Source organism: Bradyrhizobium sp. 27S5, from assembly GCF_037217225.1.
In the GTDB taxonomy this organism is placed as follows: domain Bacteria; phylum Pseudomonadota; class Alphaproteobacteria; order Rhizobiales; family Xanthobacteraceae; genus Bradyrhizobium; species Bradyrhizobium septentrionale.
Map to the genome: position 1 here is coordinate 8401205 of NZ_CP147714.1, position 24719 is coordinate 8425923.

A 24719-nucleotide genomic window follows, 5' to 3' on the forward strand; every position below is an offset into this window, starting at 1 on the left:
GTGGTTCGCGCTGCGCGCGCCCCGGAATGACGAGGGTGGGGATAGCCATCATCATGCACTCTTTCCGTCGAAATGCCCGCTGTATTGCTGCCGCAGCTCGACCTTGCGCAGCTTGCCGGTCGCGGTCATCGGCATTTCCTCGAGGATACGCACCAGCTTCGGCACCTGGAAGCCGCCGAGATGCTTTCTGCAATGCGCTTCGATACCGGCCTCGTCAGCCACCGCGCCGGGTTTCAGCTTGACGAAGGCGGAAACCGCCTCGCCCCATTGCGGATGCGGCAGGCCCACCACGGCGGCGTTCTGCACGGCGGGATGCGCGAGCAGCGTCTCCTCGATCTTGACGGAGGCGACATTCTCACCGCCCGACTTGATCATGTCCTTCTTGCGGTCGAGGAACAGCACCTCGCCATTCGCATCGATCAGGGCCAGATCGCCGGTATGGTGCCAGCCGAACTTGCGCGCCTCCTCGGTCGATTTGGGATCCTTGTAATAGCCCATCATCACATTGGGCCCGCGATGCACCAGCTCGCCGATCTCGCCGCGCGGCAGCAGGTTGCCGTTGTCATCCATGATCGCGGTCTCGTTGACAACAAGCGACTCGCCCCAGTAGTTGCCGAAACGGTCGAGCTGCACCTCGGGCCGCGACATCGTCGTTGCCGGATACATCTCGGTCTGGCCGCTGGACAGCACGAAGTTCGGGCACATGTCCGCCATCGCGCGCTCGAGCAGCGGCTTGCCCATCGGCGCCATGGTGTAGATGCAGCAGCGCAAGCCCGACAGGTCGTATTCGCGCCGGCGCGGGTGATCGAGGATCGCCTGGTACATCAGCGACAGGCCGACGAACACGGTGAGCCGGTCGCGAACGATCGCCTCCATGCAGACGACCGGATCGAAGCCGCGCATCAGCGCCATGCGGCCGCCGACCGAGAGGTAGCTGAGCAGCAGCACATGGCCGGCGCAGTGGAACAGCGGAAACTGCCCGGTGATCCCGTCGTCGCGCGAGAGCTGCATCTCGATGCAGTTGCTCATCACGGCCATGACCACGGCGAGGTGGCAATGCATCGCGCCCTTCGGCCGCGAGGTCGTGCCCGACGTGTAGATGATCATCGCAAGATCGCGGTCGTTGATCTCGATCTCGGGCTCGATGTCGGATTGCCCTTCCACGAGCTCGTTGAAGCTTTGCAGTCCGGTCCTGCCGGCATTGCCGGTCAGGTCGATCGCGATCATCTCCATGCCGCGCGCTTCCAGCGCGGCGCGCCGGTCAGCCTGGGCATGGAGATTGTCATCGATGATGGCAAAGCGCACCTCGGCATGGCCGAGGATGTAGTCCATGTCAGACGGCCCGAGCATGGTGTTGATCGGCACCCAGACCAGGCCGGCGCGGTGGATGCCGAACAGCGCTTTGACGAACTCGACGGAATTGTTGCTGATGGTAGAGATCTTTTCGCCCGGCTTCAGCCCGCGCTGCACCAGATGATTGGCAAAGCGATTGGCGTCGCGCTCGAGCTCGGTGAAGGTGACTTGCCTGCCGCCGTCGGTCAGCGCGACGCGATCCGGAAACCGCCGCGCCGCGCGCTTCAGCAGGTCGCCGATCGCGACCCGCCCGATGCGGCCCGGCCCCGTGACGCCGCCGGTTGCTAAGAGGTTGTCCATGTGTTTCCTCCTCCATCGTCATTGCGAGGAGCTCGCGACAAAATTGCAAAGCAATTTTGCGCTGAAGCGACGAGGCAATCCATTCTTCCCGCGCGGCAAGATGGATTTCTTCGCTCCGCTCGCAATGACGGCGGGGTTGACGATTAATGCCTGACCCCAAAAATCTGCCGCGCCTCCGCCGGGCTCGCGATCTCGCGGCCGGCACGGCGCGCACAGGCGGCGAGCCCTTCGACGAGCTGCCCGTTCGAGGTCACCTTGGTCCCGTCGCCGAGATAGAACGTATCCTCCAGCCCGCTGCGCAGATGGCCGCCGAGATCGGCGGCGCGCTGGTGCAGCGGCCAGATCTCGCCGCGGCCGATCGCGGTGACCTGCCAATGCGCGTCCGGCACCTTCAGCTTCAAGAGGATCGGCAACAGCTCCGGATCGGCCGGCATGCCCGAGGCGACACCCATGACGAAATTGTATTCGAGCGGGCCGGAATACATGCCGGTCTGCCGGTACATGCCGACGCAGCGCACGATGCCGACATCGAAGCATTCGAATTCGGGGATGGTGCCGGCGACCTTCATCACGTCGAGATAGTCCTGCACCTTCTCGACCGCGTTATCGAACATCATCGGCGGCCAGGCCCAGGTGTTGTCGGCCTTGACCTTCAGATAGTTCAGCGAGCCGGCGTTGCAGGCGGCGATCTCGGGTTTGGTCTCGCGCACGCAGTCGAGCGCGCCCTGGTAGTTCGGGCCCGAGGTCCCCGTGGTGTGATTGATGATCACGCCCGGGCAGGCCTCGCGGATCGCCTGCTGGATGTCCTTGCTGACATTGACCTCCCATGACGGCAAGTGACCCTTGTTCGGCTCCTGCTGGCGCAGATGGATGTGCATGATGCTGGCGCCGGCGTTGAACGCGGCCCTGGCCTCGCGCGCCATCTGTTCCGGCGTCACCGGGACGTTGTGCTGCTTCGGGTCGGTAAGCACGCCATTCAGCGCGCAGGTGATGACGGCCTTGTCGCTCATGGCGTCTCGCTTGTCCGGGTTGCAGCGCACATGCGCCGTTGGTTTTCCCATGATGAGAAATTTGCCGGCGCGCCATCTTGCGTTGACTGGCTAAGTCGATGTGTCCACGCCGGAATCCGTCGCCAGCTGGTTAACACAAGACGCAGAGCCCGCGTGACGCATAGGCTCTGCTTGCCAAGCAGAAGCGGCACAACAAGCCGGCACCACGGGGAGAACGTCATGGTCTCGATCAACCGGCGCACATGGCTCACCGGCGCAGCAGGCGCTGGCCTTGCCGCAGTCGCGGGCCTGCGGCCTTCGCTCGCCGAAGACACGCCCGGCGTCACCGCGACCGAGATCAGGATCGGCAGCACCACCTCGCTCAGCGGCCCGGTGTCCGCGCTCGGCGTGCAGGCGCGCTGCCAGGAAGCCTACTTCAAGATGCTCAACGAGCAGGGCGGCATCGCCGGCCGGCAGATCAAGTACATCTATTACGACGACGCGTTCAATCCGGCGAAGACGGTCGAGCAGGTGCGCCGCCTGATCGAAAGCGACAATGTCGCCTTCCTGTTCAACATGCTCGGCACCGCGCCGAACTCGTCCGTCGTCAAATACATCAACGCCGCGAAAGTCCCGCATCTGTTCCTGTCGGTGAACGGCGACAAATGGGGCGACTACAAGAGCTATCCCTGGACCATGGGCTTTGCGCCGAGCGCACGGACCGAGGCGCAGGTGTTCGTCAAATACGCGCTGAGCCAGAACAAGGACGCGAAGTTCGCGGTGCTCTACCAGAACGATGATCTCGGCAAGGATTTCGTCGCCGGCGCCAGGGATGTGCTGGGCGAGCGGTTCGCTGCTGCAGCCGTGGTGGCCTCGCACGAGGTCACCGATCCCACGATCGATTCCCAGATCGTGACCCTGCGGGGCGCCAATCCCGATGTGCTGATCTCGGGCACCACGGCAAAGTTCTGCGCGCAGTCGATCCGCAAGATCTACGAGCTCGGCTGGAAGCCGATGCATTTCATCGCCAGCGGCGCTGCCTCGATCTCCTCCACCATCGCTCCGGTTGGTCTGGACAAGTCGCAGGGCACGATCTCGTCGGCCTATGTGAAGGACGTCGCCGATCCAGCCTGGGCCAATGATCCCGGTGTGAAGACTTTCCTCGCCTTCATGGAAAAATACTTCCCCGACGGCAATCCGAAGGAAGGCTACAATCTCTACGCCTACACGGTGGCGCAGGTGTTGAAGATCGTGCTCGAGCAATGCAAGGGCAACTTTAGCCGCGACAACATCATGGCGCAGGCGAACAATCTGAAGGACATCGAGGTCCCGACGCTGTTGCCCGGCATCCGCGTCAACACCAGCCCGACCAATCATCATCCGCTGCAGCAGCTTCAGCTGCAACGGATCGAGGGCCCGGGCTGGCTGCGGTTCGGCGAGGTGATCCAGGGCGCGAACCTCTAGCCGTCGTCCCGGGCTAGTGCGCAATTGCGCACGGGGGCCGGGACCCATAGCCACAGCCGTTCATTGCATCAAGAGATCTCTGCCATCCCGCATCACGGATAGATCACGCGGTATGGGTCCCGGCCTTCGCCGGGACGACAGTCTACGTTAGCGCGCGTTCACTCGCCGCCTGCCCGGTGCGGTAGATCGCGAGATCGCGCGAGCCGGAGAAGATCGCGCGCGGCTTCAGGCCATAGAAGCGGCGGATCGAGTGGCTGAAATGGGTGCTATCGGGATAGCCGATATCCTGCGCAAGATGCGCGAGGTTGATGTCCTGGTTGGCGAAGTGCAGCAGATGCCGCGCACGCTTCCAGGCGCGGAAGGAGCGGAACGAGATCCCGGTCTCCTCCTTGAACAGATGCAGGAAACGCGAGGGCGATAGACCGGCGTCAGTGGCGCAGCCCGCCGCGGTCACCGGCTCGCCGGAGAATTGCCCGATGCGGCCGATCGCGCGCACAACGCGCGGATCGAGCGCGCGCTGCGGCAGCGCGTCGCCGAAGCACATCGTGTCGAACTCGGCATTCGCAATCGCGTCGCGATGCTGCATCTCGGCAAGCGTCGCGTAGGCGGCGCGGATGCGACCCGCGAACAGATGCGAGTCCGATCCTTGCAAGCGGCGGGCGACCGCCTCCAGCGTGCCGTCGGGCACGCTCTCCGGCTCGATCGCGACGCAGATCGCCGAGCGATATTCGCTGGTGATGGTGTGGCGCAGGTTCGGCATCGTCACGGCGAGCTCGCCATGGGACTCGCGGCCTTCGCTGGTCGACAGATGCAACCCGTCGCGGATCGCGACATAGACATGGAATGCGCCGGGACAGCGTTCGCGCGGGCGGCCGAGCAGCCCGGCATAGAACACCCGTTCCGGCGTGATCAGCATCCGGTGGCCGGATTGCTCGCCCTTTGCGTCCACGATCGCGTCCATGGCGGTTCCTCCTCGCGCGGCTCTTTGGGCCGCTGCGGCGGGAGCTACCATAGCGCAAATTCGCAACCTGTCACCGACGCTGAACGTCGTCATTCCGGGGCGATGCGACGCATCGAACCATGGTGCGCCCTTGCGCACCGGGGAATCTCGAGGTTCCACAATGCGCAATTGCGCACTGGGGTTCAACGCGGAGCCTGTCATCGGGCCGCGCTTTGCGCGGACCCGTTGGCATCGCCCCGGAACGACAGAAGGTCAAGGCCGCGCGCGCGGCGCAACGTTCTGTTCCTGCCCGGCTTTTTGCTCCGCCGCCACCGCGCGCTTGTAGCCGTCACGCTGCTGCAGCCGCGCCCAATAGGCCGCGACATTCGGCCCGAAATCCTTGGCAAGGCCGATATTGCCGGCGAGCCGGAGCGCGTAGCCGTTGGCGATGTCGGCGGCGGTGAAGCGTTCCGCGCAGAGGAATTCGGATTTCGCCGCTGCCGCCTCGACCGCGCGCAGCCGGCCAAGGAACCATTTTGCATAGTCGCCCGAGACCTGCGGGTTGCGCCGCTCCTCCGGCTCGAGCTGGCTGTAGCGGAGCACCAGCGTCTGCGGAAATGTCAGCGTCGCATCGGAAAAATACATCCAGTTCAGGAATGCGCCATAGGCCGGCTCGTCGGGGCCTACGATCAGCGGCGTCGGGCCGTATTTGGTGCCGAGGTAATGGCAGATGCCGGACGATTCGGTCATCTTCGTCTCGCCATCGATCATGAACGGGATGGTGCCGAGCGGATTGATGCCGAGATATTCCTTGGCGAACACGCGCGGCGGGAACGGCAGCATCTTCAGCTCATAGGGAAGCCCGAGCTCCTCCAGCATCCACAGCGGACGGAACGAGCGCGCGGCGTCGCAGTGATACAGCGTGATCATCAGGCGTTTCCCTTTTGCTTGAGGCCCGGCAGCGTGCCCATCATCTTGCACAATACCATGAGCATCACCTCGTCGGCGCCGCCGCCGATCGAGGTCAGGCGGCTGTCGCGATAGGCGCGGCTCACCGGCGTCTCGTTGGTGAAACCCATGCCGCCCCAATATTGCAGGCAGGCGTCGGTGAGCTCGCGGCCGAGCCGGCCGGCCTTCAGTTTCGCCATGGTCGCGAGCCGGGTGACGTCCTCGCCGGCGACCAGCGCCTCGCCGGCGCGGTAGATCAGCGAGCGCAGCAGCTCAATCTCGGTCTGCATCTCCGCGAGCTTGAAGTGCACCACCTGGTTGTCGAGGATCGAGCCGCCGAACGCCTTGCGGTTGCGGGTGTAGTCGATGGTCTCGTTGATGATGTACTCATGCGCCTTCAGGCAGGCCGCCGCGCCCCACAGCCGCTCCTCCTGGAACTGGATCATCTGGTAAGTGAAGCCCTGCCCCTCCTCGCCGATCCGGTTGCGCTTCGGCACCCGGACATTGTCGAAGAAGATCTGCGCGGTATCGGACGAGCGCATGCCCAGCTTGTCGAGTTTTCGCGCGACCTGCACACCCTTGGTCTTCATCGGAACGCAGATCAGGGACTTGTTGCGATGGACCGAGCCGTCGCTGGTGTTGGCGAGCAGGCAGATCCAGTCGGCTTGGGTGCCGTTGGTGATCCACATCTTGCCGCCATTGATGACGTAGTCGTCGCCGTCGGAGCGGGCATTGGTCTTGATCGAGGCGACGTCCGAGCCGGCGCCGGGCTCGGAGACGCCGATGCAGGCGACCTGGTCGCCCGCAATCGCCGGCGCCAAAAATTCGCGGCGCACCTCGTCGGAGCCGAACCGCGCCAACGCCGGCGTCGCCATATCGGTCTGTACCCCGATCGCCATCGGCACGCCGCCGCAGGTGATGGCACCCAACTCTTCGGCCATCATCAGCGCGTAGGAATAATCCAGCCCCTGGCCGCCATATTCGACCGGCTTGTTGAGGCCGAGGAAGCCGAGATTGCCGAGCTTCTTGAACAGCTCATGCGCCGGGAAGATATCGGCCTTCTCCCATGCGTCGACATGCGGATTGATCTCGGCCGCGATGAATCTCTGCAAGACCCGGCGCGGTTCGTCATGGTCGGCGGTGAAGAGCATTTTTGCTTCCTGTCATTCCGGGGCGACCGCGCAGCGGGCGAACCCGGAATCTCGATCCATTCAATCTCTGGGTTCCGGGTTCGCGCTGCGCGCGCCCCGGAACGACGGCATGTCACTCACAACCCCATCTGCCGGCTCGCCAGATCCTTCATGATCTCCTCCGTGCCGCCGCCGATGGCGTTGACCTTGACCTCGCGGTAGATGCGCTCGACCTTGACGCCGCGCATGAAGCCGGCGCCGCCGAAGATTTGCACCGCCTCGGAAGCGCAATGCGCCATGGTCTGCGTCGCCTGGTTCTTCATCATGCAGATCTCGGCGACCGGGCTTTCGCCCTGGCCGAGCCGCCACGCCAGCATTTCCAGCATCGCCTGCGAGGCCGCGACCTTCTGCGCCATGTCGACGATCTTGTGCCGGATCACCTGGTGCTGGGCGATCGGCTTGCCGAAGGTCTTGCGCTCCTTGGCATAGGCGATCGCCTCATCGAGGCAGACCCGCGCATAGGCGGTGCAGCTTGCCGCCATGCCCATGCGCTCGCTGTTGAAGTTCTGCATGATGATCTTGAAGCCCTGGCCCTCCTCGCCGATCAGGTTCTCGACCGGCACGCGGCATTCGTCGAAATGAAGTGTCGCGGTATCCGACGCCCACCAGCCCATCTTCTTCAGCCGGGTGCGGGAGAGGCCGGGCGTGTTGCCCTCGATCAAGAGCAGGCTGACGCCGCCCGGGCCCTCGCCACCGGTGCGCACCGCCACCGTCAGATAGTCGGCGCGCATGCCCGAGGTGATGAAGGTCTTCTCGCCAGAGACGACGTAGTGGTCGCCGTCGCGCCGCGCCTTGGTGCGGAGGTTGGCGACGTCGGAGCCGCCGCTCGGCTCGGTGATCGCGAGCGCGGAGATCTTCTTTCCGGCGAGCACCTCCGGCAGCACCCGCGCCTTTACTTCTGGCCGCGCGGCGCGGGCGATCGGCGGCGAGCCGATGGTGTGGCTCATCAGGCTTGAGGAGACGCCGCCGGCGCCGGCCCGCGCCAGCTCCTGCGACGCCACGATCCTCATGAACTGGTCGGCGGCGATCCCGCCATATTCTTCCGGGAAGCCGAGACCGAGCAGCCCGATCTCGGATGCCTTGGCGTAGAGCTCGCGCGGAAACTCGCCTTCCTCGTCCCATTGATGGGCATAAGGCTCGATTTCCCTGGCAACAAAGCGCCGCATCACCTCGCGAAAGGCCTCATGCTCGCTGGTGTAGAACGGGTTTGCCATCCGCTTGCTCCGTTGATTCCCGCCTCCGACGATGTCCGGATTCTTCCCTGTTCACTTGCGTCGAGTGGCTGCCTGCCGGAGCGGCTTTCCATCCCGGCACAAGCCAGCCAGTAAACGCAAGACAGTATCCCAATACGCCCCCTCCACTGCCAATTCATGGCATCAATTGAGCCAGGAACAGGCGGCGCAAGACTGCCGTTCCGGAGGAGGGAATTTTGCCGGTTCGTTACTACGACTGGATCGCGCATCATCGCCGGCGTACGCCGGACAAGATGGCGCTTGTCGATCTCGCAAGCAATCGCCGCTTCAGCTATGCGGAGCTCGACGCCCGGGTGTCGCGGCTCGCGGGCTATCTGCGCGACGCCCTCAAGGTCGCCGGCGGCGACCGCGTCGCGGTGCTGGCGCTGAACACCACCGATACGCTGGAGGTGCAGTTCGCCTGCTTCCGGATCGGCGCGATCTTCCTGCCGCTCAACACCCGCCTCACCGTTCCCGAGCTGCGCTACATCACCGGCGACGCGTCGCCCAAGGTGATGATCCATGACGACGATCTCGCCGAGACCGCGCTTGAGGTCGCGAAACTCTGCAATGTCGCAGCGACCGTGAGGCTCGGCCCCGGCGGCGCCTATGAGGCCGGCATCGCGGCGGCCAAACCGCTCGAGCGGTTCGAGGAGGTCATGCTCGATGACATCTCGACCATCATGTACACCTCGGGCACCACGGGCCAGCCCAAGGGCGCGATCATCACGCATGGGATGACGTTCTGGAATTGCGTCAATCTCGGCGGCCCCGCCTATATCTCGCCGGCGTCCGTACTGCTGACGGTGCTGCCGCTGTTCCACACCGGCGGGTTGAATTGCTACACCAACCCGGTGCTGCATGCCGGCGGCACGGTACTGATCATGCGCGCGTTCGAACCCGGCGAGGCGCTGAAGCTGATCTCTGACCCGGCGCAGGGCGTCAACGTGTTCTTCGGTGTGCCCGCGATCTACCAGTTCATGGCGCAGCATCCGGCCTTCGCGACCGCGGACTTCAGCCGCCTCGTCATCGGCGGCGTCGGCGGCGCGCCGATGCCTGTGCCGCTGCTCAAGACCTGGGAGGCGCGCGGCGTCGCGCTGCAGCAGGGCTACGGCATGACCGAGACCTCGCCGGCGGTGATGGTGCTCGACCGCGAGGATGCCGCGCGCAAGGCGGGCTCGTCCGGCAAGCCGGTGCTGCACACGGAAGTGCGGATCGTGCGGCCCGACGGCAGCGATGCCGCGGTCGGCGAGCTCGGCGAACTCTGGGTCAAGGGCCCGAACATCACGCCGGGCTACTGGAACCGGCCGGACGCCAATGCCGCCTCCTTCACCGACGGCTGGCTGCACACCGGCGACGCCACGCGGATCGACGAGGAGGGCTTCTACTACATCGTCGATCGCTGGAAGGACATGTACATCTCCGGCGGCGAGAACGTCTATCCGGCCGAGGTCGAGAGCGTGCTGCACCAATTGGCGGCCGTGGCCGAGGCCGCTGTGATCGGCATCCCGAGCGAGCAATGGGGCGAGGTCGGGATGGCGATCATTGCCGTGAAACCAGGCCACTCGCTGACGCCGGCCGAGATCCACGCGCATTGCCAGGCCAATCTGGCGCGGTTCAAGTGCCCGCGCCTGATCGAATTCATCGATGCCCTGCCGCGGAACGCGACAGGCAAAATTCATAAGCCGACGCTCCGGCAGCAATTCAGCCAGCCGAAGCCAACCGATACCGCGGCGTGATCTCAAGACGCGCGTGACGCGTTTCTGGTTTCGCCGCGACAACAATTGCCCCATAGCCGTCTGCCGGGACCGGCTGCGGGTTCGTTGCGTAAGTCCCCAATCAAAATCAATCGAGGAAATTGTCTTTATGAAAACAACAAAACTGTCGCTGCTGGCCGCCGCCACGGCGCTCTGCCTGCTCTCCACCCAGGCCGCCTTTGCACAAAAGAAGTATGACACCGGCGCCTCCGACACCGAGATCAAGATCGGCAATGTCGAGGCCTATAGCGGTCCCGCCTCCGCCTACGGCGTCATCGGTAAAACCGAAGAAGCCTATTTCAAGATGATCAACGATCAGGGCGGCATCAACGGCCGCAAGATCAACTGGATCTCCTATGACGACGGCTACTCGCCGCCCAAGACGGTGGAGCAGATCCGCAAGCTGATCGAGAGCGACGAGGTGTTCCTGGTGTTCAACGCGCTGGGCACGCCGACCCAGACCGCGGTGCAGAAGTATCACAACGCCAAGAAGGTGCCGCAGCTCTTCCTCGCCACCGGCGCCAGCAAGTGGAACGATCCGAAGGATTTTCCGTGGACGATGGGCTTCCAGCCGAGCTATCGCGTCGAGGCGCGGATCTTCGGCAAGTACATCCTGAAAGCCAAGCCGGACGCCAAGGTCGCGATCTTCTACGCCAATGACGATTTCGGCAAGGACTACCTGATCGGCCTGAAGGAGGTCCTCGACAAGTCGTCCGCCAAGATCGTCGCCGAGGAGAGCTACGAGACCACCGAGCCGTCGATCGATTCCCACATCGTCAAGCTGAAAGACACCGGCGCCGACGTGTTCGTCAACATCTCGACGCCGAAGTTCGCCGCGCAGGCGATCAAGAAGATCGCCGAGCTCAACTGGAAGCCGATGCACGTGATGACCGACGTCTCGATCTCGATCGGCGCGGTGATGAAGCCCGCCGGGCTGGAAGCCTCGGAAGGCGTGCTGTCGGCCGGCTACCTCAAGGACGCCTCCGATCCGCAGTGGAAGAACGATGAGGGCATGAAGAAGTTCATGGCCTTCGCCGAGAAGTACATGCCGGGCGCCAACCTGTCCGACGCCAATCTGGTCTATGGCTACGCCGCGGCGCAGACCATGGCGCAGGTGCTGAAGCAGGCCGGCGACAACCTGACGCGCGAGAACGTGATGAAGCAGGCCGCGAGCCTGAGGGACTTCACGCCCGACACCCTGATCCCCGGCATCCGGATCAACACCAGCGCGACCGACTTCGCCCCGGTCGAGCAGCTCAAGATGATGCAGTTCAAGAACGGGCAGTGGGAGCTGTTCGGCGACATCATCAGCGCGGAGACCGGCGGCTAGTCGAGTCCGCTCGACGAGTGAACTTTTATCGCGAAGCCGCCCATTCGGGCGGCTTCGTTGTTCTTGCGGAGTGATAGGCTGGATGAAATCCGGCAGGGCGATGCGCGCCCCTATCTCACCGTCACCCTGAGGAGCCGCGAAGCGGCGTCTCGAAGGGTCGACGGCCCCGCCGGTGGCCGTGCATCCTTCGAGGCTCGCAAGAGCTCGCACCTCAGGATGACGGGACTGGTATCCTTGAGTTGGTTAGTTGCGCAGCATTGAGCGCGTGGTGGCATCCGCGCGCGGCGTAACCTGCGACTATCCCGGCAGGAAGATCGCGAACGGCTCATCGATCGTGCGGCGCAGGTGCTCGCGATAGACGGCAAAGTTGGCGTCGTCGGACGACACCCGCCCGACGCTCGGCTTGGGCACGTTCTTCACCGGCAGGAACGCGATCGGCGCGGCGACCGGCGTCAGCAGCGAGCCGCGGCCGGCGAGCAAGGTCGTGATGATGCCGTACATCTCGCCGGAATTACGCGGACGCGAGACCGTGATCACGCGGTGCTGGCCGTGCCGGTTGGTCACGAGATAGACGAAGCCGGATTCGTTGGGCACCGCCACCTCGCCATACTGGGTGTAGTCGGTATCCTGCCGCTCGCCCTCGCGAAAGCCGAGCGATGATGCCGCCTCGTCCCAGGCGATCTCGGTGCGGTAGGCGTAGATCGCGCCCTTCTCGCCGAACGACGGACGCACCGTGATGTAGGTCCCCTCGATCCGCGCCACCGAGCGGCGGGAATAGGATCCGAGGCTGTCGGGCGCGATCCCGCCATTGGCAGGCGCGACCACGCTGATCGCCTCCGGCAGCTTGCGCAAGGACACGCCGAGCGCCTGCTCCAGCCGTACGGTGGTCGCCAGCGTGAACGGGCGGCGACCGCCGAGCACCTTCTCCAGCGTCGACAGGCTGAGCTTCGCCTGCTCGGCCAGCGTCTGCCGCGAGATGCGGCGGCGCGCGATTTCCTCGCGAATGGTCTCCGCGACCTGCTGGCTCTGCTCGGCGGAAAGCTGCTTGTCCGGCGTCGGCATCGTGATTCCTGCCCGATTCCCATGAGTCTGGGCAGTCTAGCAGACCGGACAATCCATCACAAAACCGCACAAACCCGCCTCGGCCGCCGGCGGGCCGCGCCGGACCGCGGCCAATCATTGCCGATCATTCTGCTCGCGCCAAAACCGCCGTTCTCCATGATCGCGAGGCAGCGAAAGCCTCGCTCGGGAGTGACGAAAATGACGATTTACGATGCATGTGAGAGCAGCCCGCAGATCCGCCTGTCGCGCCGGATGCGCATTGTGCTGTTCTTTCTGGTGGAAGGTGTGGCCGCGCTGGTGATCGGCTTTGCGGCGCTGTTGGTGAGTTTCGATCCGGTGTGGTCGGCCGAGCTGCCGCAACAGGCGGTGCTGCGGCCGGGCGATGCACGATCCGGCTCGCTGCTGTTCAAGACCGACGACGGCTATGCCGATGCAACCAGGCTCGGCATCGATGTCGACCTCACGGTGTCGGGCCCGACCGTCCGCGCCCGCGTCACCCAGATCTTCCGCAACCCGACCAAGGACTGGGTGGAAGCGACCTATGTCTATCCGCTGCCGGCGGGCGGCGCGGTCGACACGCTGAAGATGGTCGTCGGCGACCGCATCGTGGTCGGCGACATCAAGGAGCGGCAGCAGGCCCGCGCGATCTACGAGCAGGCCAAACAGAATGGCCAGAAGGCCGCGCTCACCGAGCAGGAGCGGCCGAATATCTTCACCAATTCGGTCGCCAATATCGGCCCCGGCGAAACCGTGCTGGTGCAGATCGAATATCAGGAGCCGGTGCAGCAGAACGGCAACGAATTCTCGCTGCGGGTGCCGATGGTGGTCGGCCCGCGCTACAATCCACGTCCGGTGGTGCAGAGCGTCGACCTCCGCGCCGATGGCAATGGCTGGGGCGCTACCTCGACCGATCCGGTGCCGGACCGCGACCGTATCGCGCGCGAGGTGCTCGATCCCGCCGAGAATGCGCCGGTCAATCCGACCAACATCACGGTGCACCTCAATGCCGGCTTCCCGCTCGGCGAGGTGAAGAGCCACTTCCACCAGGTCAAGCTAGAGAGCCCCGACAGCACGACGCGCATCGTCAAGCTCGCCGAGGGCCCGGTGCCGGCCGATCGCGATTTCGAGCTGACCTGGACGCCGGCCGCCGAAAAGGCGCCGTCGGTCGGGCTGTTCCGCGAGCATGTCGGCAATTCCGACTATCTGCTGGCCTTCGTCACCCCGCCTTCGGTCGAGCAGGCGCAACAAAAGCAGCTCGCCCGCGAAGTGATCTTCGTGATCGACAATTCCGGCTCGATGGGCGGCACCTCGATGATCCAGGCCAAGGCAAGCCTGCTGTATGCGCTCGGCCGCCTGCAGCCGGCGGATCGTTTCAACGTGATCCGCTTCGACGACACGATGGACGTGCTGTTCCCGACGCCGGTCGCCGCCAACAGCGCCAATATCGGCAACGCGACGTCGTTCGTCAGCGCGCTGCAGGCCCGCGGCGGCACCGAGATGGTGCCGGCGATGCGCGCCGCGCTGTCGGACACCAACCATGACGACGCCAACCATGTCCGCCAGGTCGTGTTCCTGACCGACGGCGCGATCGGCAACGAGCAGCAATTGTTCGAGACCATCAGCGCGCTGCGCGGCCGCTCGCGGGTGTTCATGGTCGGCATCGGCTCGGCGCCGAACACCTATCTGATGACGCGCGCCGCCGAACTCGGCCGCGGCACCTTCACCCATATCGGCTCGGTCGAGCAGGTCGACGAGCGCATGCGCGACCTGTTCGCCAAGCTGGAGAATCCCGCGGTGACCAACCTCGCCGCGAAATTCTCCGACGCGACCGCCTACCTGACGCCGTCGGCGCTGCCCGACGTCTATCGCGACGAGCCGCTGGTGCTGGCCGCGAAGCTCGACAAGCTCGCCGGCTCGGTCGAGATCAAGGGCCGCATCGGCGACCGTCCGTGGAGCGTGACGTTGCCGCTCGCCGGCGCCGCCGAAGGCAAGGGCCTCTCAAAACTGTGGGCGCGCCGCAAGATCGCGGATGCCGAGGTCGCGCGCACCACGCGCCAGGAGAGCCCGGAGGATGCCGACAAGACCATCCTTGCACTGGCGCTGGAGCATCAGCTTGTCACCCGGCTGACCAGCCTCGTTGCGGTCGACAAGACGCCGAGCCGTCCCGAAGGCGAGCCGCTGAAGCTCTCCGAGCTGCCGCTCAACCTGCCCGCCGGCTGGGATTTCGCAAAGGTGTTCGGCGAGCGTCCGCGCCTGCCGGCTGCGCCGACCGAACGCCGCGCCGAAGCAGGCGACGGCAAGGTGCAGTTCGCTGTGCTGAAGCGGTCACCGGTCGCGACGCAAGGGCCCGGCACGGTCCAGCTGCCGAAGACCGCAACCGATGCCGAGCTGAAGATGATCGCGGGCGTGATCCTGCTCACGGTCAGCCTTCTCCTTCTGGTGTTCAACCGGCGTCAGACGTCGCCCCAATGACGTCGGATGAAAGGAGGAGGTGCCCCCCGACCTCCTCCTTCAAGAGCGCGCGCGGCCTTCCCACCCGTCCCCCAGGGGCCGCGCGCGCCACCAGACCCGGAATCTCGAGATTCCGGGTTCGCTTCGCGCCACGGAATGACGGAAGGCTCAACAATGCGCCGCTTCCTTCTCCCGCTCGCCTTCGCCCTCATCGGCCTGATCCTGTTCGGCCAGGGCGCCTATATCCACGCCAAGGCGCTGCTCGCGCAGGTGCTGCTGGAGCGCGCCTTCGCGCAGAGCATCGCGACCGGCCAAGTGGTGAAGCCGTGGAGCTGGGCCGATACCTGGCCGGTGGCCCGGATCGAGGTGAAGCGCCTGCACGCCTCCGCGATCGCGCTCGCCGGCAGCAGCGGCCAGGCGCTGGCGTTCGGTCCCGGCCATGTCGAACAGACCATCGATGCCGGCGAGCCGGGCGTCGCGGTCTATTCCGCGCATCGCGACACCCATTTCCGCTTTCTGAGGGATGTCGCAATCGGCGACGAGATCGACGTGACGCGGAGCGACGGCAAGATTTTTCGCTATCGGGCCGACCGCAGCGCGGTGGTCCGCTTCGACCAATCCGGCATCGATCCGCTCACCGACCGCCATGAGCTGGTGCTGTCGACCTGCTGGCCGTTCGACGCGCTGACATCGGGCCCCGAGCGCTATCTGTTGCATGCGACCATGATTGGACCGGATTCGAGCCCGCTCGAATCGGGTTCCTGACAAGCATGAATTTTGCGTGTGCCGGGATATCGCGCGCGATGCCCTGACTTGCGTCAGCGTGAGTTGCTACCCCCTTCCATCAGCCATAAAAACAATGAAAATCGCGGACCTCGCGGTGATCGACCGTGGGCCAAAGGAAACAAGCAGAACAAGGATAAGGGCAGGCTCCATGGAAGCTCTCGCAAGCGCCGCATCTCATACCTCCCAGAAATGGGCGCCGCCCGCTGACGCCAGCGACATCGTCAAGAGCATCCACGCGATGCTGCATCCGCGCAACATCGTGCTGGTCGGCGCCACCGACAAGCCCGGCAACTACGCCGAGCGGATCTGGAACAATCTGATCAAATACGGATATGCCGGCGGCCTGTTTCCGATCAACGCCAAGCGCGAGACGATCTGGGGCGTCACCTGCTACAAGGATTTTGCCAGCCTTCCCAAAAAGCCCGATCATGTGCTGGTGCTGGTGCCGGCGCGCTTTGCCGTGCAGGTGATCCGCGACGCGGCCGCCGCCGGCGCGCGCTCGGCGACCATCGTCACCTCCGGCTTCAGCGAGCTGCAGGATGAGGAGAGCCAGCGGCTCGCGGTCGAGCTGAAACAGGCGATCAAGGAGACCGGGCTTGCGGTCACCGGCCCGAACTGTCTCGGCAATCTCAGCGCCGGCGAGAACCTGTTCACCAATATCGACGACCGCATCGTCACCATGGAGCAGGGTGCGGTGGCGATCGCCGGACAATCCGGCGCGATCGTGATGGCGATCCGCCAGGCACTGGAGGATCGCGGTGTCGGTGTCGGCTACATGGTCACGACCGGCAATGAATCCGGCCTCGAGACGCCGGACCTGATGAGCTATTTCGCCGCCGATCCGAGCATCCGCGTCATCGTGGTTTATCTCGAAGGCGTCAGGAACACCAAAGTGTTCCGCGACGCCTGCAAGGCCGCGCGCGCCGCCGGCAAGCCGGTGATCGCGCTCAAGCTCGGCGCCTCCGAAGGCGGCCGCGCCGCCGCGATGGCGCATACCGGCGCGCTCGCCGGTTCGATCGAGACATTCGATGCGATCTCGACCCGCGAGGGCGTGATCCGCGTGCGCGGGCTGGATGAACTGATCGAGACCACCGAGTGCTTCGTCCACGCCGATCCGCCGAAGGGCAACCGCCTCGCGGCGGTGTCGCTGTCGGGCGGCAAGCGCGGCCTGCTGATCGACGCGTTCTATTCGGCCGGGCTGAATTTTGCGCCGCTGAGTGAGAGCGCATCGGGGCAGCTGGCCAAGATGCTCGGGCCCGGCAGCATCGTCGGCAACCCGCTCGACGCCGGCTTCGCCGCGGTGGTCGATCCCTCCGTCTACATGAAGTCGATCGAGATCATGATCGACGACCCCGATACCGACATCGTCATCATCGATGCCGAGCTGCCGAAGGCGCCGCATGAGCTGCGCGAACGCAATCTGCGCATCGTCAACGAGATGGCGGGCCACGCCAACAAGCCGGTGATCTATATCAGCGCGATGTCGATCGGCTTCACCGAATTCACCAAGGGACTGCGCAAGTCGCTGCCCGATATCGCGGTGATGCAGGGCCTCGACCGCGCGGTCGGCGCGATCAAGTCGCTGATCGAATATGCCGGTCTGCGCAAGGCGGTGCCCGACATCGCGTCGAGCTCGAAGCCGTCCGCGCGCGCGGTGCTGGAGAAGACGCTGAAGGCGGCCAACGGCGCCGCCGCGCTCGACGAGGTTGCCTCGAAGAAGCTGCTCAAGGCCTATGGCATTCCGATCTCCAAGGAAGAGGTCGCGCAGACCGCAGCCGAAGCGGTGAAGATCGCCAAGTCGATCGGCTTTCCGGTGGTCGCCAAGGTGGTCAGCCCCGACATCCTGCACAAGTCCGACATCGGCGGCGTGGTGCTGAACCTCGCCAATGCGGCCGAGGTGAAGAAGGCGTTCAACGACATCACCGCGCGGGTGAAGAAGCTGAAGGGCAAGCCGAAGCTCGAGGGCATCCTGATCGCGCAGCAGGTCAAGGCCGACCTCGAGCTCGTGGTCGGCGCCTCGCTCGACGCCGAGATGGGTCCCGTGGTGCTGTTCGGCACCGGCGGCGTCGATATCGAGCTGATGAAGGACGTAGCCCTGGCCGGCGCGCCGCTCGATGCCGCCGAGGCGAAGGAGCTGATCGCGAAGACGAAGGCCGGCGTCAAGCTGAAGGGCTATCGCGGCAAGCCCGCGCTGCACGAGCCGTCGGCGGTGAAGGCGCTGGTCGGGCTCTCCAACCTGATGGCGGATGCCAACGGCCGCATCGCCTCGATCGATGTCAACCCATTCCTGATCAACAGCAAGCTCGGCGTCGCCGTCGACGGCCTGATCGTGCTGAACAACGCCGCCGCCAACAAGGCGGCGGGGCATTAAGCGAAGTTGGGCTCGTCAACTCTCTCGGCCCGTCATCCTGAGGTGCGAGCCTTGCGGCGCTGGGCGAGCCTCGAAGGATGAATCGGCCACAGTGGGGCCGTGCATCCTTCGAGGCGCGCAAGAGCGCGCACCTCAGGATGACGGGACTGGAGCCGCGCTAAAAGCTCGCGCCCCATTGCCGCGCGGTCTGCATCACCCAATCGCGGTAGAGCGTCAGCGGCGTGACGCCGGTAATGCCGCCGCAGCCGTCGGTACCGTTCGGCCCCGTCGACCAGCTCACCACGCCGACGATCGCTGGCCCGTTTGGCTTGTCCTCGAACACCGGCGCACCGGAATCGCCGGTGCATGCGCCGAGCCCGTCGCGCGCGCCCTGCCCGACCGGATCGACGAGACGAATCTGCAGCGTGCCGGGCTTGCCGCTTGCGATCAGGCCGGCGACACGAATGCTGCCGCCGCTCTTGCCGTCGCCGCGCACGCTGACGCCGACGCCTGCGATGGTGAAACGGCCGCCGACCTGGATCGGAATGTTGGGCATGCCGAGCGTGGCCGGCGCCTTGCCTGCAGCAGGCGCTGCGAGTTGCAGCAGCGCGACATCGGCGGTCGCGACATGGCTGGTCATCGCCTGCATCCGAAAGCCAGGATGGATCGCGACCGTCCTGACGTCCTGCAGCTTCGGTTGTCGGTCCGCACCGTACTCGACGATCTTGTAGTCGGCGCCGGGCTGCACGCAATGCGCAGCCGTCAGCACCACTTTCGGCGCGATCAGCGCACCGGTGCAGAAATTGCCGCGCGAGCCGACGATCGTGACGACGGCGCCCGCCACGCCATCGGTCGACGGCGCGCCGCCACCGACGATGGCGAATGCGGGAGCCGACACCAGCGACACGAGAACCGTGAGGATCAAGCGATATGTCTTCATCGGCGAAGCAATAGCCCGCTCCGCGCGGGCCGCCAAGCACTGGATCAAGCACCGGATCAGGCTGGCCCCGGCCGCCGATCCGTGTTAGCCGCTGCTCAAGCAACGCGTCATTGGGCAGGAAAGTATGATCGAGGCAGTGATCTGGGATTTCGGCGGCGTCTTGACCACCTCGCCGTTCGAGGCATTCGCACGCTATGAGACCGAGCGCGGCCTGCCGATCGACATCATCCGCCGCACCAACGCCGCCAACCATCTCGAGAACGCCTGGGCCAAGTTCGAGCGCGCCGAGATCGATATCGACGCCTTCGACGATCTGTTCGCCACGGAATCGAAAGCACTCGGCGCCGAGGTGCGCGGCAAGGACGTGCTGCCGCTGCTCTCGGGCGACCTGCGCCCCGAGATGGTCGAGGCACTGAAGCGCGTCAAGGCGAAGTTCAAGACCGGCTGCATCACCAACAATCTGCCGGCGAATGCGATCGGCAGCCGCAGCGGGCGCTCACTCTACGTCGCCGAGGTGATGGCACTGTTCGACCACATCATCGAGTCCGCGAAGATCGGCCTGCGCAAGCCCGACCCGCGCATCTACCAGATGATGGTGGAGACGCTGCAGGTGAACCCGAAGAACTGCATCTATCTCGACGATCTCGGCGTCAATCTGAAGCCGGCGCGCGAGATGGGCATGACCACGATCAAGGTCGTGAATTCAGCGCAAGCGATCGCCGAGCTCGAAGCCGCGACCGGCCTTACGCTGAGGTGAAGCGGTTTCCCCCCTATTCACTTCGCAATCAGGCGACAGCTTCTAATCCTCGGCCTCCCCACGGGTCACGGCACGATCGCGAAATCGCACCGTGATCCCTTCCTTGTCCGGACTGCGCTTCTGCGTATTGCGCTCGGCGGAAATATCCCGGGAACCATGCGCTAACCCCATGCCATTACGAGCCAAACGAGCCTTGTGCTTTGCCCGCAACAGGCGCAAAACAGGTCCGAGTTCAAGGCAAATCCGGAGCTGACCCTCGTGGCTGACACCAGGCCCACCGCCTCGATCGAGGCCGTGGAAAGCGGCCTCGCCGCGCAAGGCTATATTGCGAGCCGGCAGATCGCGACCGCGGTCTATCTGTCGCAGCAGATCGAAAAGCCGATCCTGGTCGAAGGCCCCGCCGGCGTCGGCAAGACCGAACTGGCGAAGGCGATCGCCGCGTGGCGCGGCCTGAAGATGATTCGCCTGCAATGCTATGAAGGCCTAGACGAGGCCAAGGCGCTGTATGAGTGGAAATACGCCAAGCAGCTGCTCTACACCCAGATCCTGAAGGACAAGCTCGGCGAGGTGCTCGGCGGCGCGCAGACGCTGGCTGCCGCGCTCGACCAGCTCCACACGTTCGGCGACGTGTTCTTCTCCAAGGAATTCGTCGAGCCGCGCCCGCTGTTGCAGGCGCTGGAGCAGCCGGCCGGCTGCGTGCTGCTGATCGACGAGATCGACAAGTCGGACGCCGAATTCGAATCGCTGCTCTTGGAAATCCTCTCGGACTTCCAGGTCACGATCCCCGAGCTCGGCACGGTTTCGGCGGTGGCGCCGCCGACCGTGATCCTGACCTCGAACAGCGAGCGCGACCTCGGCGACGCCTTGAAGCGGCGCTGCCTGCATCTGCATATCGGTTTCCCCGAGCAGAAGCTGGAAGAGCGCATCGTCGAGAGCCGAGTGCCCGGCATCTCGCAGACGCTGCGCAAGCAGATGGTCGGCTTCATCCACGAGATCCGCACGCTGGACCTGAAGAAGCTGCCCTCGGTCAGCGAGGCGATCGACTGGGCGCGCGTGCTGGTGCTGCTGCAGGCGAGCGAGCTCGACCATGAGATCGTCAAGGACACGCTCAACGTGCTGCTGAAATACGAGGCCGATATCGAGGCCGCGACGCCGCAGATATCGTCCTTCATCGCCAAGGCGTCGCGCCAGGGCGTGTTCAGCTAGACCAAGATGCGCGAGAACCTGCATCGCTTCTTTCGTGCGGCGCGGGGAGCCGGGGTCCGGGTCTCGCCCGCCGAAAGCATCGATGCGATGCGCGCGGTTGCCCAGGTCGGCTTTGCCGACCGCGACATCCTGCGCGACACGTTCCTGCTGACGCTTGCCAAGACGCAGGACGAGAAGCGGGCGCTCGGCGACTGCTTTGACCTGTTCTTCAGCCAGCCCGAGCCGCAGCAGGAGAGCACTGAGCAGAGCAAGACGGACGACAACAGCGAGCAGGGCAGCAATCCGTCCGCCGATGAGCATGGCGACACGGCCGCCGGTGCCGCCAACGAGAATGTCGGGCCGCTGGCGCAGATGCTGCTGTCGCAGGACCGCTCCGCGATATCGACGGCGATCGCCAATGCCTCCGGCGCGGCCTCGCTGCCCGACATCCGCTACTTCACCCAGCGCGGTATCTTCCAGACCCGCATCCTGGATGCGATTGGCATCCAGCGCCTGCGCGACGATATCGACGACCTGACCACGCGCAATCCGGGGCTCGCTGAGCGGCTGCAGGAGGCGCTCAACGGCCTGCGCGGCACCGTGCGCGACACCGTCTCGCAAGCCCTGCTGCTCTACGGCCGTGAAGAAGCGGAGAACCTGCGCAACGAGATCCTGCGCAACGCGCCGCTGGCGCGGATCGAGCCGCGTCAGGTCGAGCAGATGCGCGCGCTGATCCGCCGGATCGCACGCCGGCTGCGCGAGCGTTACTCCAAGCCGCGCAAACGCCAGCGCCGCGGCCATCTCGACGTCCGCCGCACGCTGCGTCGGAACGCAGCCTGGGGCGGCGTGCCGTTCCTCACCGCGTGGAAGCGCAAGCATCGCGATCGGCCCAAGATCGTGGCGCTGTGCGACGTCTCGGGCTCGGTCGCACGCGTCTCGGACTTCTTCCTGCTGCTGATCCACAGCCTGCACGAGGTCGTCGACGACGTCCGCTCATTCGCCTTCTCGGGCCATCTGATGGAGGTCAGCGACATCCTGGAATCGAAATCGCCGGAAGAGGCGATGAAGGAGATCATGTCCAAGGTCGGCTTCGGCTCGTCCGACTACGGCAATTCCTTCGCCGATTTCGAGGACAATTGGATGAGCGCGATCACGCCGCAGACCACGGTAATCGTGCTCGGCGACGCCCGCAGCAACAATCTCGATCCGCGCGCCGACATCCTGCGCCGCATCGGCGAGCGCTCCAAGCGGTTGGTGTGGCTCAACCCCGAGGGCCGCATGGTCTGGGGCTTTGGCGATTCCGAGATGCCGCGCTACGCGACGTTCTGCACCGTGGTGCGCCAATGCGCGACTGCGCAGCAGCTCGAGCGCGCCGTCTCCGACATCGTGGCGACGTATCAATAGGCCGCTGGCGGCCTAAAGCATGCCCCGGAAAAGTGCGACGCGGTTTTCCGGGAAGATCATGCTTGTCGCGCTTTAGAGCGTTTTCGAGCGAAGTGGACACCGGTTCGCGTGAAGAAAACGCGTCAAAACAAAAGGCTAGAGCTTCGGTTCTGATTCAATCAGAACCGAAATGCTCTAGAGACGAAGCGCGTCGCCGTGGAACAGCCACCCGGCGAATGCAATCAGCGTCAGCGCGACCGACGCCGAGATACTGACAAGCTTGATCGTCGTGATCGCCTTCAGGATCGAGGCCGATCGCGCTGCTCCATGCGGATCGCCGCGCAGCAACAGCCAGCCCAGCAGGAAATCCTCGATCAGGTCGCTCAGCAGATAGACCGCCGGGACCACGAGGCCGAGCCACGCCGCCGGCGGGTAGGACAGGTTGAGCCAGTACGATGACGCCGCCCCCATCGCGCCGGCCAGCGCCAGCATGACGGCGAGATCGAGCGGGAACAGGATCGGGAAGACATACTTCATCCGGAGATCGGACTGGACCAGCTCGCCGAGCTGGTCGCCGCTGTAGCTCAACGTCTTCTCGGGAAAGCGGCTGCGGAATCTGTTGGCAAAGACGCGATCGGAATAGCTGCCGACCCACCAGAACAGTCCGAACGCAATCACCACCAGACCCGCGAGAATGACCGTCACGAGAGCTTGATGGCTCATGCCGATCCGCTTCTGTCCATGGTGAGGACGCTGCGCAAAGCCGCAGGCAAGACGATCGCGCGCACCGGTGAAATCCCCGAAAGGGAGAAAATATCGACGCAATACTGTAATGATCAGGAGGCAGATTCCCACCTTTTCCAAAGTGTTGCAATTGAATTCTGCGGATCGTCCTCAAGCGCCAGTATGCAGCTGATGCCAATGGCGGCCAGAGGATTCGGGTTGCGCGGCGGCCGCGTTCACGCCGGGTACACAGAACCGTATTCTATTGGAGATTGAATCTTGCCCGCGTTCTGCCGTACATTGAGGCCGCGGATTTTCACGGCGACCGCGGGGGCAACGGATGCCGAAGGATATTGTGATTTGTTGCGACGGCACCGGCAACGAGATCGGCGCCAATATTTCCAATGTGCTGAAGCTGTTTCGCGTCACCGACAAGAACGAGCGCGAGCGGGTCTATTACCATCCCGGCCTCGGCACGATCGGCCTGCAAAACACCTGGGGCCGCTTCAAGCAGCAGGTGCGCGGCCTGCTTGGGCTGGCCTTTGGCGCCGGTCTCGACAAGGACACGCTCGGTGCCTACCAGTTCCTGTGCCGGACGTGGGAGCCGGGCGACCGGGTCTGGATGTTCGGCTTCAGCCGCGGCGCCTACACCGCGCGCGTGCTGGCTGCCTTCGTTCGCGTGATGGGCCTCTTGCCGGTCGACCAGCTCGACATCGCCGGCTACGCGTTCAACACCTACAAGAAAGCCAGCTCCGACGCCCAGAAGCCGGACGGCACATTCGACGATGCCCCGCTGAAGGAAGCCTGGCACTTCAGCCAGATCGCCGGCGGCCGCAACATCGATATCGAGTTCGTCGGGGTCTGGGACACCGTGGCCTCGATCATCGTGCCGCGGCAGGACAACTTCCTGTTCGATCTGCAGACGCTGCTGTTCACCCGCACCAATTCGAGCGTCAAGCGCTTCCGCCAGGCGATCTCGATCGACGAGCGTAGGCGCATGTTTCGTCTCAACCGCTGGATCGAGCCGCAGAAATTCCGCGCCGATCCGTTCGATCCGTCGACCGCGGTGGAGCAGGACATCCGACAGGTCTGGTTCGCCGGCGTGCATTCCGACGTCGGCGGCGGCTATCCGGAGGACCAGAGCGGGCCGTCAAAATTTCCGCTGATCTGGATGCTCGAGCAGGTCAAGGCCGCCGGGCTAGCTATGGACCAGGCGCTGATCGATCATCTCGCCTGGGGGATGCCGCTGCCGCCGCGCACGCACGCCTATGTGCCGCCGAGCGCGACGGCCCCATTGCACAATTCACTGACGGGCGCCTGGGAAATCCTGGAATGGATCCCGAAGAGCGACAAATGGAAAGAATGGCCCGCGCGCAAATCCTTCCTCGGCTTCTATCTGCCGATGGGCGAACCGCGGCCGATTCCGAACGACTCCACCATCCATGCTTCGGTGCTGGAGCGGATGGAGAAGGATTCGACTTACCGGCCGATCAACATGCCTAAGGCCTACAAGGTCGAGCCGATGACGCCGCCGCCACCTGCTCCGACGGTGTGACGTCGCTGCACGTCGATCGACTGC

Annotated in this window: 20 protein-coding genes; 11 read left to right on the forward strand and 9 right to left on the reverse strand. The window is 64.7% G+C overall.

Features of this window, described 5'->3' with window-relative positions; translation table 11 throughout:
- Positions 1 to 51: 51 nt before the first annotated feature.
- On the reverse strand, positions 52 to 1653 hold the full coding sequence (locus WDM24_RS39470) for an AMP-binding protein (RefSeq protein WP_338829546.1): 1602 nt from the start codon (positions 1651 to 1653) through the stop codon (positions 52 to 54).
- Positions 1654 to 1796: 143 nt separating this feature from the next.
- Positions 1797 to 2663 carry a 3-keto-5-aminohexanoate cleavage protein gene (locus WDM24_RS39475; protein WP_338829547.1) on the reverse strand — a complete coding sequence of 289 codons (867 nt, stop codon included), beginning with the start codon at positions 2661 to 2663 and terminating at the stop codon, positions 1797 to 1799.
- Between the two features lie 219 nt (positions 2664 to 2882).
- On the opposite strand from WDM24_RS39475, the gene WDM24_RS39480 reads away from it, so the two are divergent.
- Positions 2883 to 4106, forward strand: a complete 1224-nt coding sequence (locus WDM24_RS39480) for an ABC transporter substrate-binding protein (protein ID WP_338693026.1) — start codon at positions 2883 to 2885, stop codon at positions 4104 to 4106.
- 142 nt (positions 4107 to 4248) lie between these two features.
- Here the strand turns inward: WDM24_RS39480 and WDM24_RS39485 are convergent, their stop codons facing one another.
- The 4 genes from WDM24_RS39485 to WDM24_RS39500 form a co-directional block, all read right to left on the reverse strand.
- Positions 4249 to 5067: a helix-turn-helix domain-containing protein gene (locus WDM24_RS39485; protein WP_338829548.1), complete on the reverse strand. Its 819-nt coding sequence runs from the start codon at positions 5065 to 5067 to the stop codon at positions 4249 to 4251.
- 252 nt (positions 5068 to 5319) lie between these two features.
- Positions 5320 to 5976 (reverse strand): glutathione S-transferase family protein, encoded by a 657-nt coding sequence (locus WDM24_RS39490; RefSeq protein WP_338829549.1) that lies wholly within the window; start codon positions 5974 to 5976, stop codon positions 5320 to 5322.
- Positions 5976 to 7145, reverse strand: a complete 1170-nt coding sequence (locus WDM24_RS39495) for an acyl-CoA dehydrogenase family protein (RefSeq protein WP_338829550.1) — start codon at positions 7143 to 7145, stop codon at positions 5976 to 5978. The genes WDM24_RS39490 and WDM24_RS39495 overlap by 1 nt, the downstream gene beginning before the upstream one ends.
- A 116-nt stretch (positions 7146 to 7261) precedes the next feature.
- On the reverse strand, positions 7262 to 8398 hold the full coding sequence (locus WDM24_RS39500) for an acyl-CoA dehydrogenase family protein (protein ID WP_338829551.1): 1137 nt from the start codon (positions 8396 to 8398) through the stop codon (positions 7262 to 7264).
- 215 nt (positions 8399 to 8613) lie between these two features.
- On the opposite strand from WDM24_RS39500, the gene WDM24_RS39505 reads away from it, so the two are divergent.
- Together WDM24_RS39505 and WDM24_RS39510 are read left to right on the forward strand one after the other, a co-directional pair.
- Positions 8614 to 10155: a long-chain fatty acid--CoA ligase gene (locus WDM24_RS39505; RefSeq protein WP_338829552.1), complete on the forward strand. Its 1542-nt coding sequence runs from the start codon at positions 8614 to 8616 to the stop codon at positions 10153 to 10155.
- A gap of 127 nt (positions 10156 to 10282) precedes the next feature.
- Entirely contained in the window at positions 10283 to 11503 is a 1221-nt protein-coding gene (locus WDM24_RS39510; RefSeq protein WP_338693039.1) for an ABC transporter substrate-binding protein, read from the forward strand.
- A 297-nt stretch (positions 11504 to 11800) separates the two neighbouring features.
- On the opposite strand, the gene WDM24_RS39515 is transcribed toward WDM24_RS39510, so the two are convergent.
- On the reverse strand, positions 11801 to 12565 hold the full coding sequence (locus WDM24_RS39515; RefSeq protein ID WP_338829553.1) for a helix-turn-helix transcriptional regulator: 765 nt from the start codon (positions 12563 to 12565) through the stop codon (positions 11801 to 11803).
- A gap of 252 nt (positions 12566 to 12817) precedes the next feature.
- On the opposite strand from WDM24_RS39515, the gene WDM24_RS39520 reads away from it, so the two are divergent.
- The 3 genes from WDM24_RS39520 to WDM24_RS39530 all read left to right on the forward strand — a co-directional run bounded on the left by WDM24_RS39520 (position 12818) and on the right by WDM24_RS39530 (position 18173).
- A complete protein-coding gene (locus tag WDM24_RS39520; RefSeq protein WP_414645790.1) occupies positions 12818 to 15037 on the forward strand; it encodes a marine proteobacterial sortase target protein in 2220 nt (739 codons plus the stop codon).
- A 153-nt stretch (positions 15038 to 15190) separates the two neighbouring features.
- Positions 15191 to 15781, forward strand: a complete 591-nt coding sequence (locus tag WDM24_RS39525) for a class GN sortase (protein WP_338829555.1) — start codon at positions 15191 to 15193, stop codon at positions 15779 to 15781.
- A 169-nt stretch (positions 15782 to 15950) separates the two neighbouring features.
- Positions 15951 to 18173: an acetate--CoA ligase family protein gene (locus tag WDM24_RS39530; protein ID WP_338829556.1), complete on the forward strand. Its 2223-nt coding sequence runs from the start codon at positions 15951 to 15953 to the stop codon at positions 18171 to 18173.
- 157 nt (positions 18174 to 18330) lie between these two features.
- Here the strand turns inward: WDM24_RS39530 and WDM24_RS39535 are convergent, their stop codons facing one another.
- Positions 18331 to 19092, reverse strand: coding sequence for a S1 family peptidase (locus WDM24_RS39535; protein ID WP_338829557.1), 762 nt, complete (start codon positions 19090 to 19092; stop codon positions 18331 to 18333).
- Positions 19093 to 19216: 124 nt separating this feature from the next.
- On the opposite strand from WDM24_RS39535, the gene WDM24_RS39540 reads away from it, so the two are divergent.
- The 3 genes from WDM24_RS39540 (at position 19217) to WDM24_RS39550 (ending at position 22438) form a co-directional block, all read left to right on the forward strand.
- Positions 19217 to 19849 carry an HAD-IA family hydrolase gene (locus WDM24_RS39540; RefSeq protein ID WP_338829558.1) on the forward strand — a complete coding sequence of 211 codons (633 nt, stop codon included), beginning with the start codon at positions 19217 to 19219 and terminating at the stop codon, positions 19847 to 19849.
- 258 nt (positions 19850 to 20107) lie between these two features.
- Positions 20108 to 21055, forward strand: a complete 948-nt coding sequence (locus tag WDM24_RS39545; RefSeq protein WP_166213419.1) for an AAA family ATPase — start codon at positions 20108 to 20110, stop codon at positions 21053 to 21055.
- A gap of 6 nt (positions 21056 to 21061) precedes the next feature.
- Positions 21062 to 22438, forward strand: coding sequence for a VWA domain-containing protein (locus WDM24_RS39550; protein WP_338829559.1), 1377 nt, complete (start codon positions 21062 to 21064; stop codon positions 22436 to 22438).
- Between the two features lie 174 nt (positions 22439 to 22612).
- Here the strand turns inward: WDM24_RS39550 and WDM24_RS39555 are convergent, their stop codons facing one another.
- Positions 22613 to 23140 (reverse strand): hypothetical protein, encoded by a 528-nt coding sequence (locus WDM24_RS39555; protein WP_175619403.1) that lies wholly within the window; start codon positions 23138 to 23140, stop codon positions 22613 to 22615.
- Between WDM24_RS39555 and WDM24_RS39560 the strand changes: the two genes are divergently transcribed.
- Complete coding sequence (locus tag WDM24_RS39560) at positions 23132 to 23416, forward strand: hypothetical protein (protein WP_338829560.1); 285 nt, start codon at positions 23132 to 23134, stop codon at positions 23414 to 23416. The two genes, WDM24_RS39555 and WDM24_RS39560, sit on opposite strands and share 9 nt — an antisense overlap.
- Before the next feature lie 64 nt (positions 23417 to 23480).
- Complete coding sequence (locus WDM24_RS39565; RefSeq protein ID WP_338829561.1) at positions 23481 to 24695, forward strand: DUF2235 domain-containing protein; 1215 nt, start codon at positions 23481 to 23483, stop codon at positions 24693 to 24695.
- The last annotated feature ends 24 nt before the right edge of the window (positions 24696 to 24719 follow it).

Bases quoted from the DNA above. Each gene is read 5' to 3' on its own strand.
- WDM24_RS39470 (WP_338829546.1), bottom strand. From the start codon at position 1,653: ATGGACAACCTCTTAGCAACCGGCGGCGTCACGGGGCCGGGCCGCATC.
- WDM24_RS39475 (WP_338829547.1), bottom strand. From the start codon at position 2,663: ATGAGCGACAAGGCCGTCATCACCTGCGCGCTGAATGGCGTGCTTACC.
- WDM24_RS39480 (WP_338693026.1), top strand. From the start codon at position 2,883: ATGGTCTCGATCAACCGGCGCACATGGCTCACCGGCGCAGCAGGCGCT.
- WDM24_RS39485 (WP_338829548.1), bottom strand. From the start codon at position 5,067: ATGGACGCGATCGTGGACGCAAAGGGCGAGCAATCCGGCCACCGGATG.
- WDM24_RS39490 (WP_338829549.1), bottom strand. From the start codon at position 5,976: ATGATCACGCTGTATCACTGCGACGCCGCGCGCTCGTTCCGTCCGCTG.
- WDM24_RS39495 (WP_338829550.1), bottom strand. From the start codon at position 7,145: ATGCTCTTCACCGCCGACCATGACGAACCGCGCCGGGTCTTGCAGAGA.
- WDM24_RS39500 (WP_338829551.1), bottom strand. From the start codon at position 8,398: ATGGCAAACCCGTTCTACACCAGCGAGCATGAGGCCTTTCGCGAGGTG.
- WDM24_RS39510 (WP_338693039.1), top strand. From the start codon at position 10,283: ATGAAAACAACAAAACTGTCGCTGCTGGCCGCCGCCACGGCGCTCTGC.
- WDM24_RS39515 (WP_338829553.1), bottom strand. From the start codon at position 12,565: ATGCCGACGCCGGACAAGCAGCTTTCCGCCGAGCAGAGCCAGCAGGTC.
- WDM24_RS39520 (WP_414645790.1), top strand. From the start codon at position 12,818: ATGCGCATTGTGCTGTTCTTTCTGGTGGAAGGTGTGGCCGCGCTGGTG.
- WDM24_RS39525 (WP_338829555.1), top strand. From the start codon at position 15,191: ATGCGCCGCTTCCTTCTCCCGCTCGCCTTCGCCCTCATCGGCCTGATC.
- WDM24_RS39530 (WP_338829556.1), top strand. From the start codon at position 15,951: ATGGAAGCTCTCGCAAGCGCCGCATCTCATACCTCCCAGAAATGGGCG.
- WDM24_RS39535 (WP_338829557.1), bottom strand. From the start codon at position 19,092: ATGAAGACATATCGCTTGATCCTCACGGTTCTCGTGTCGCTGGTGTCG.
- WDM24_RS39540 (WP_338829558.1), top strand. From the start codon at position 19,217: ATGATCGAGGCAGTGATCTGGGATTTCGGCGGCGTCTTGACCACCTCG.
- WDM24_RS39550 (WP_338829559.1), top strand. From the start codon at position 21,062: ATGCGCGAGAACCTGCATCGCTTCTTTCGTGCGGCGCGGGGAGCCGGG.
- WDM24_RS39560 (WP_338829560.1), top strand. From the start codon at position 23,132: ATGGCTCATGCCGATCCGCTTCTGTCCATGGTGAGGACGCTGCGCAAA.
- WDM24_RS39555 (WP_175619403.1), bottom strand. From the start codon at position 23,140: ATGAGCCATCAAGCTCTCGTGACGGTCATTCTCGCGGGTCTGGTGGTG.
- WDM24_RS39565 (WP_338829561.1), top strand. From the start codon at position 23,481: ATGCCGAAGGATATTGTGATTTGTTGCGACGGCACCGGCAACGAGATC.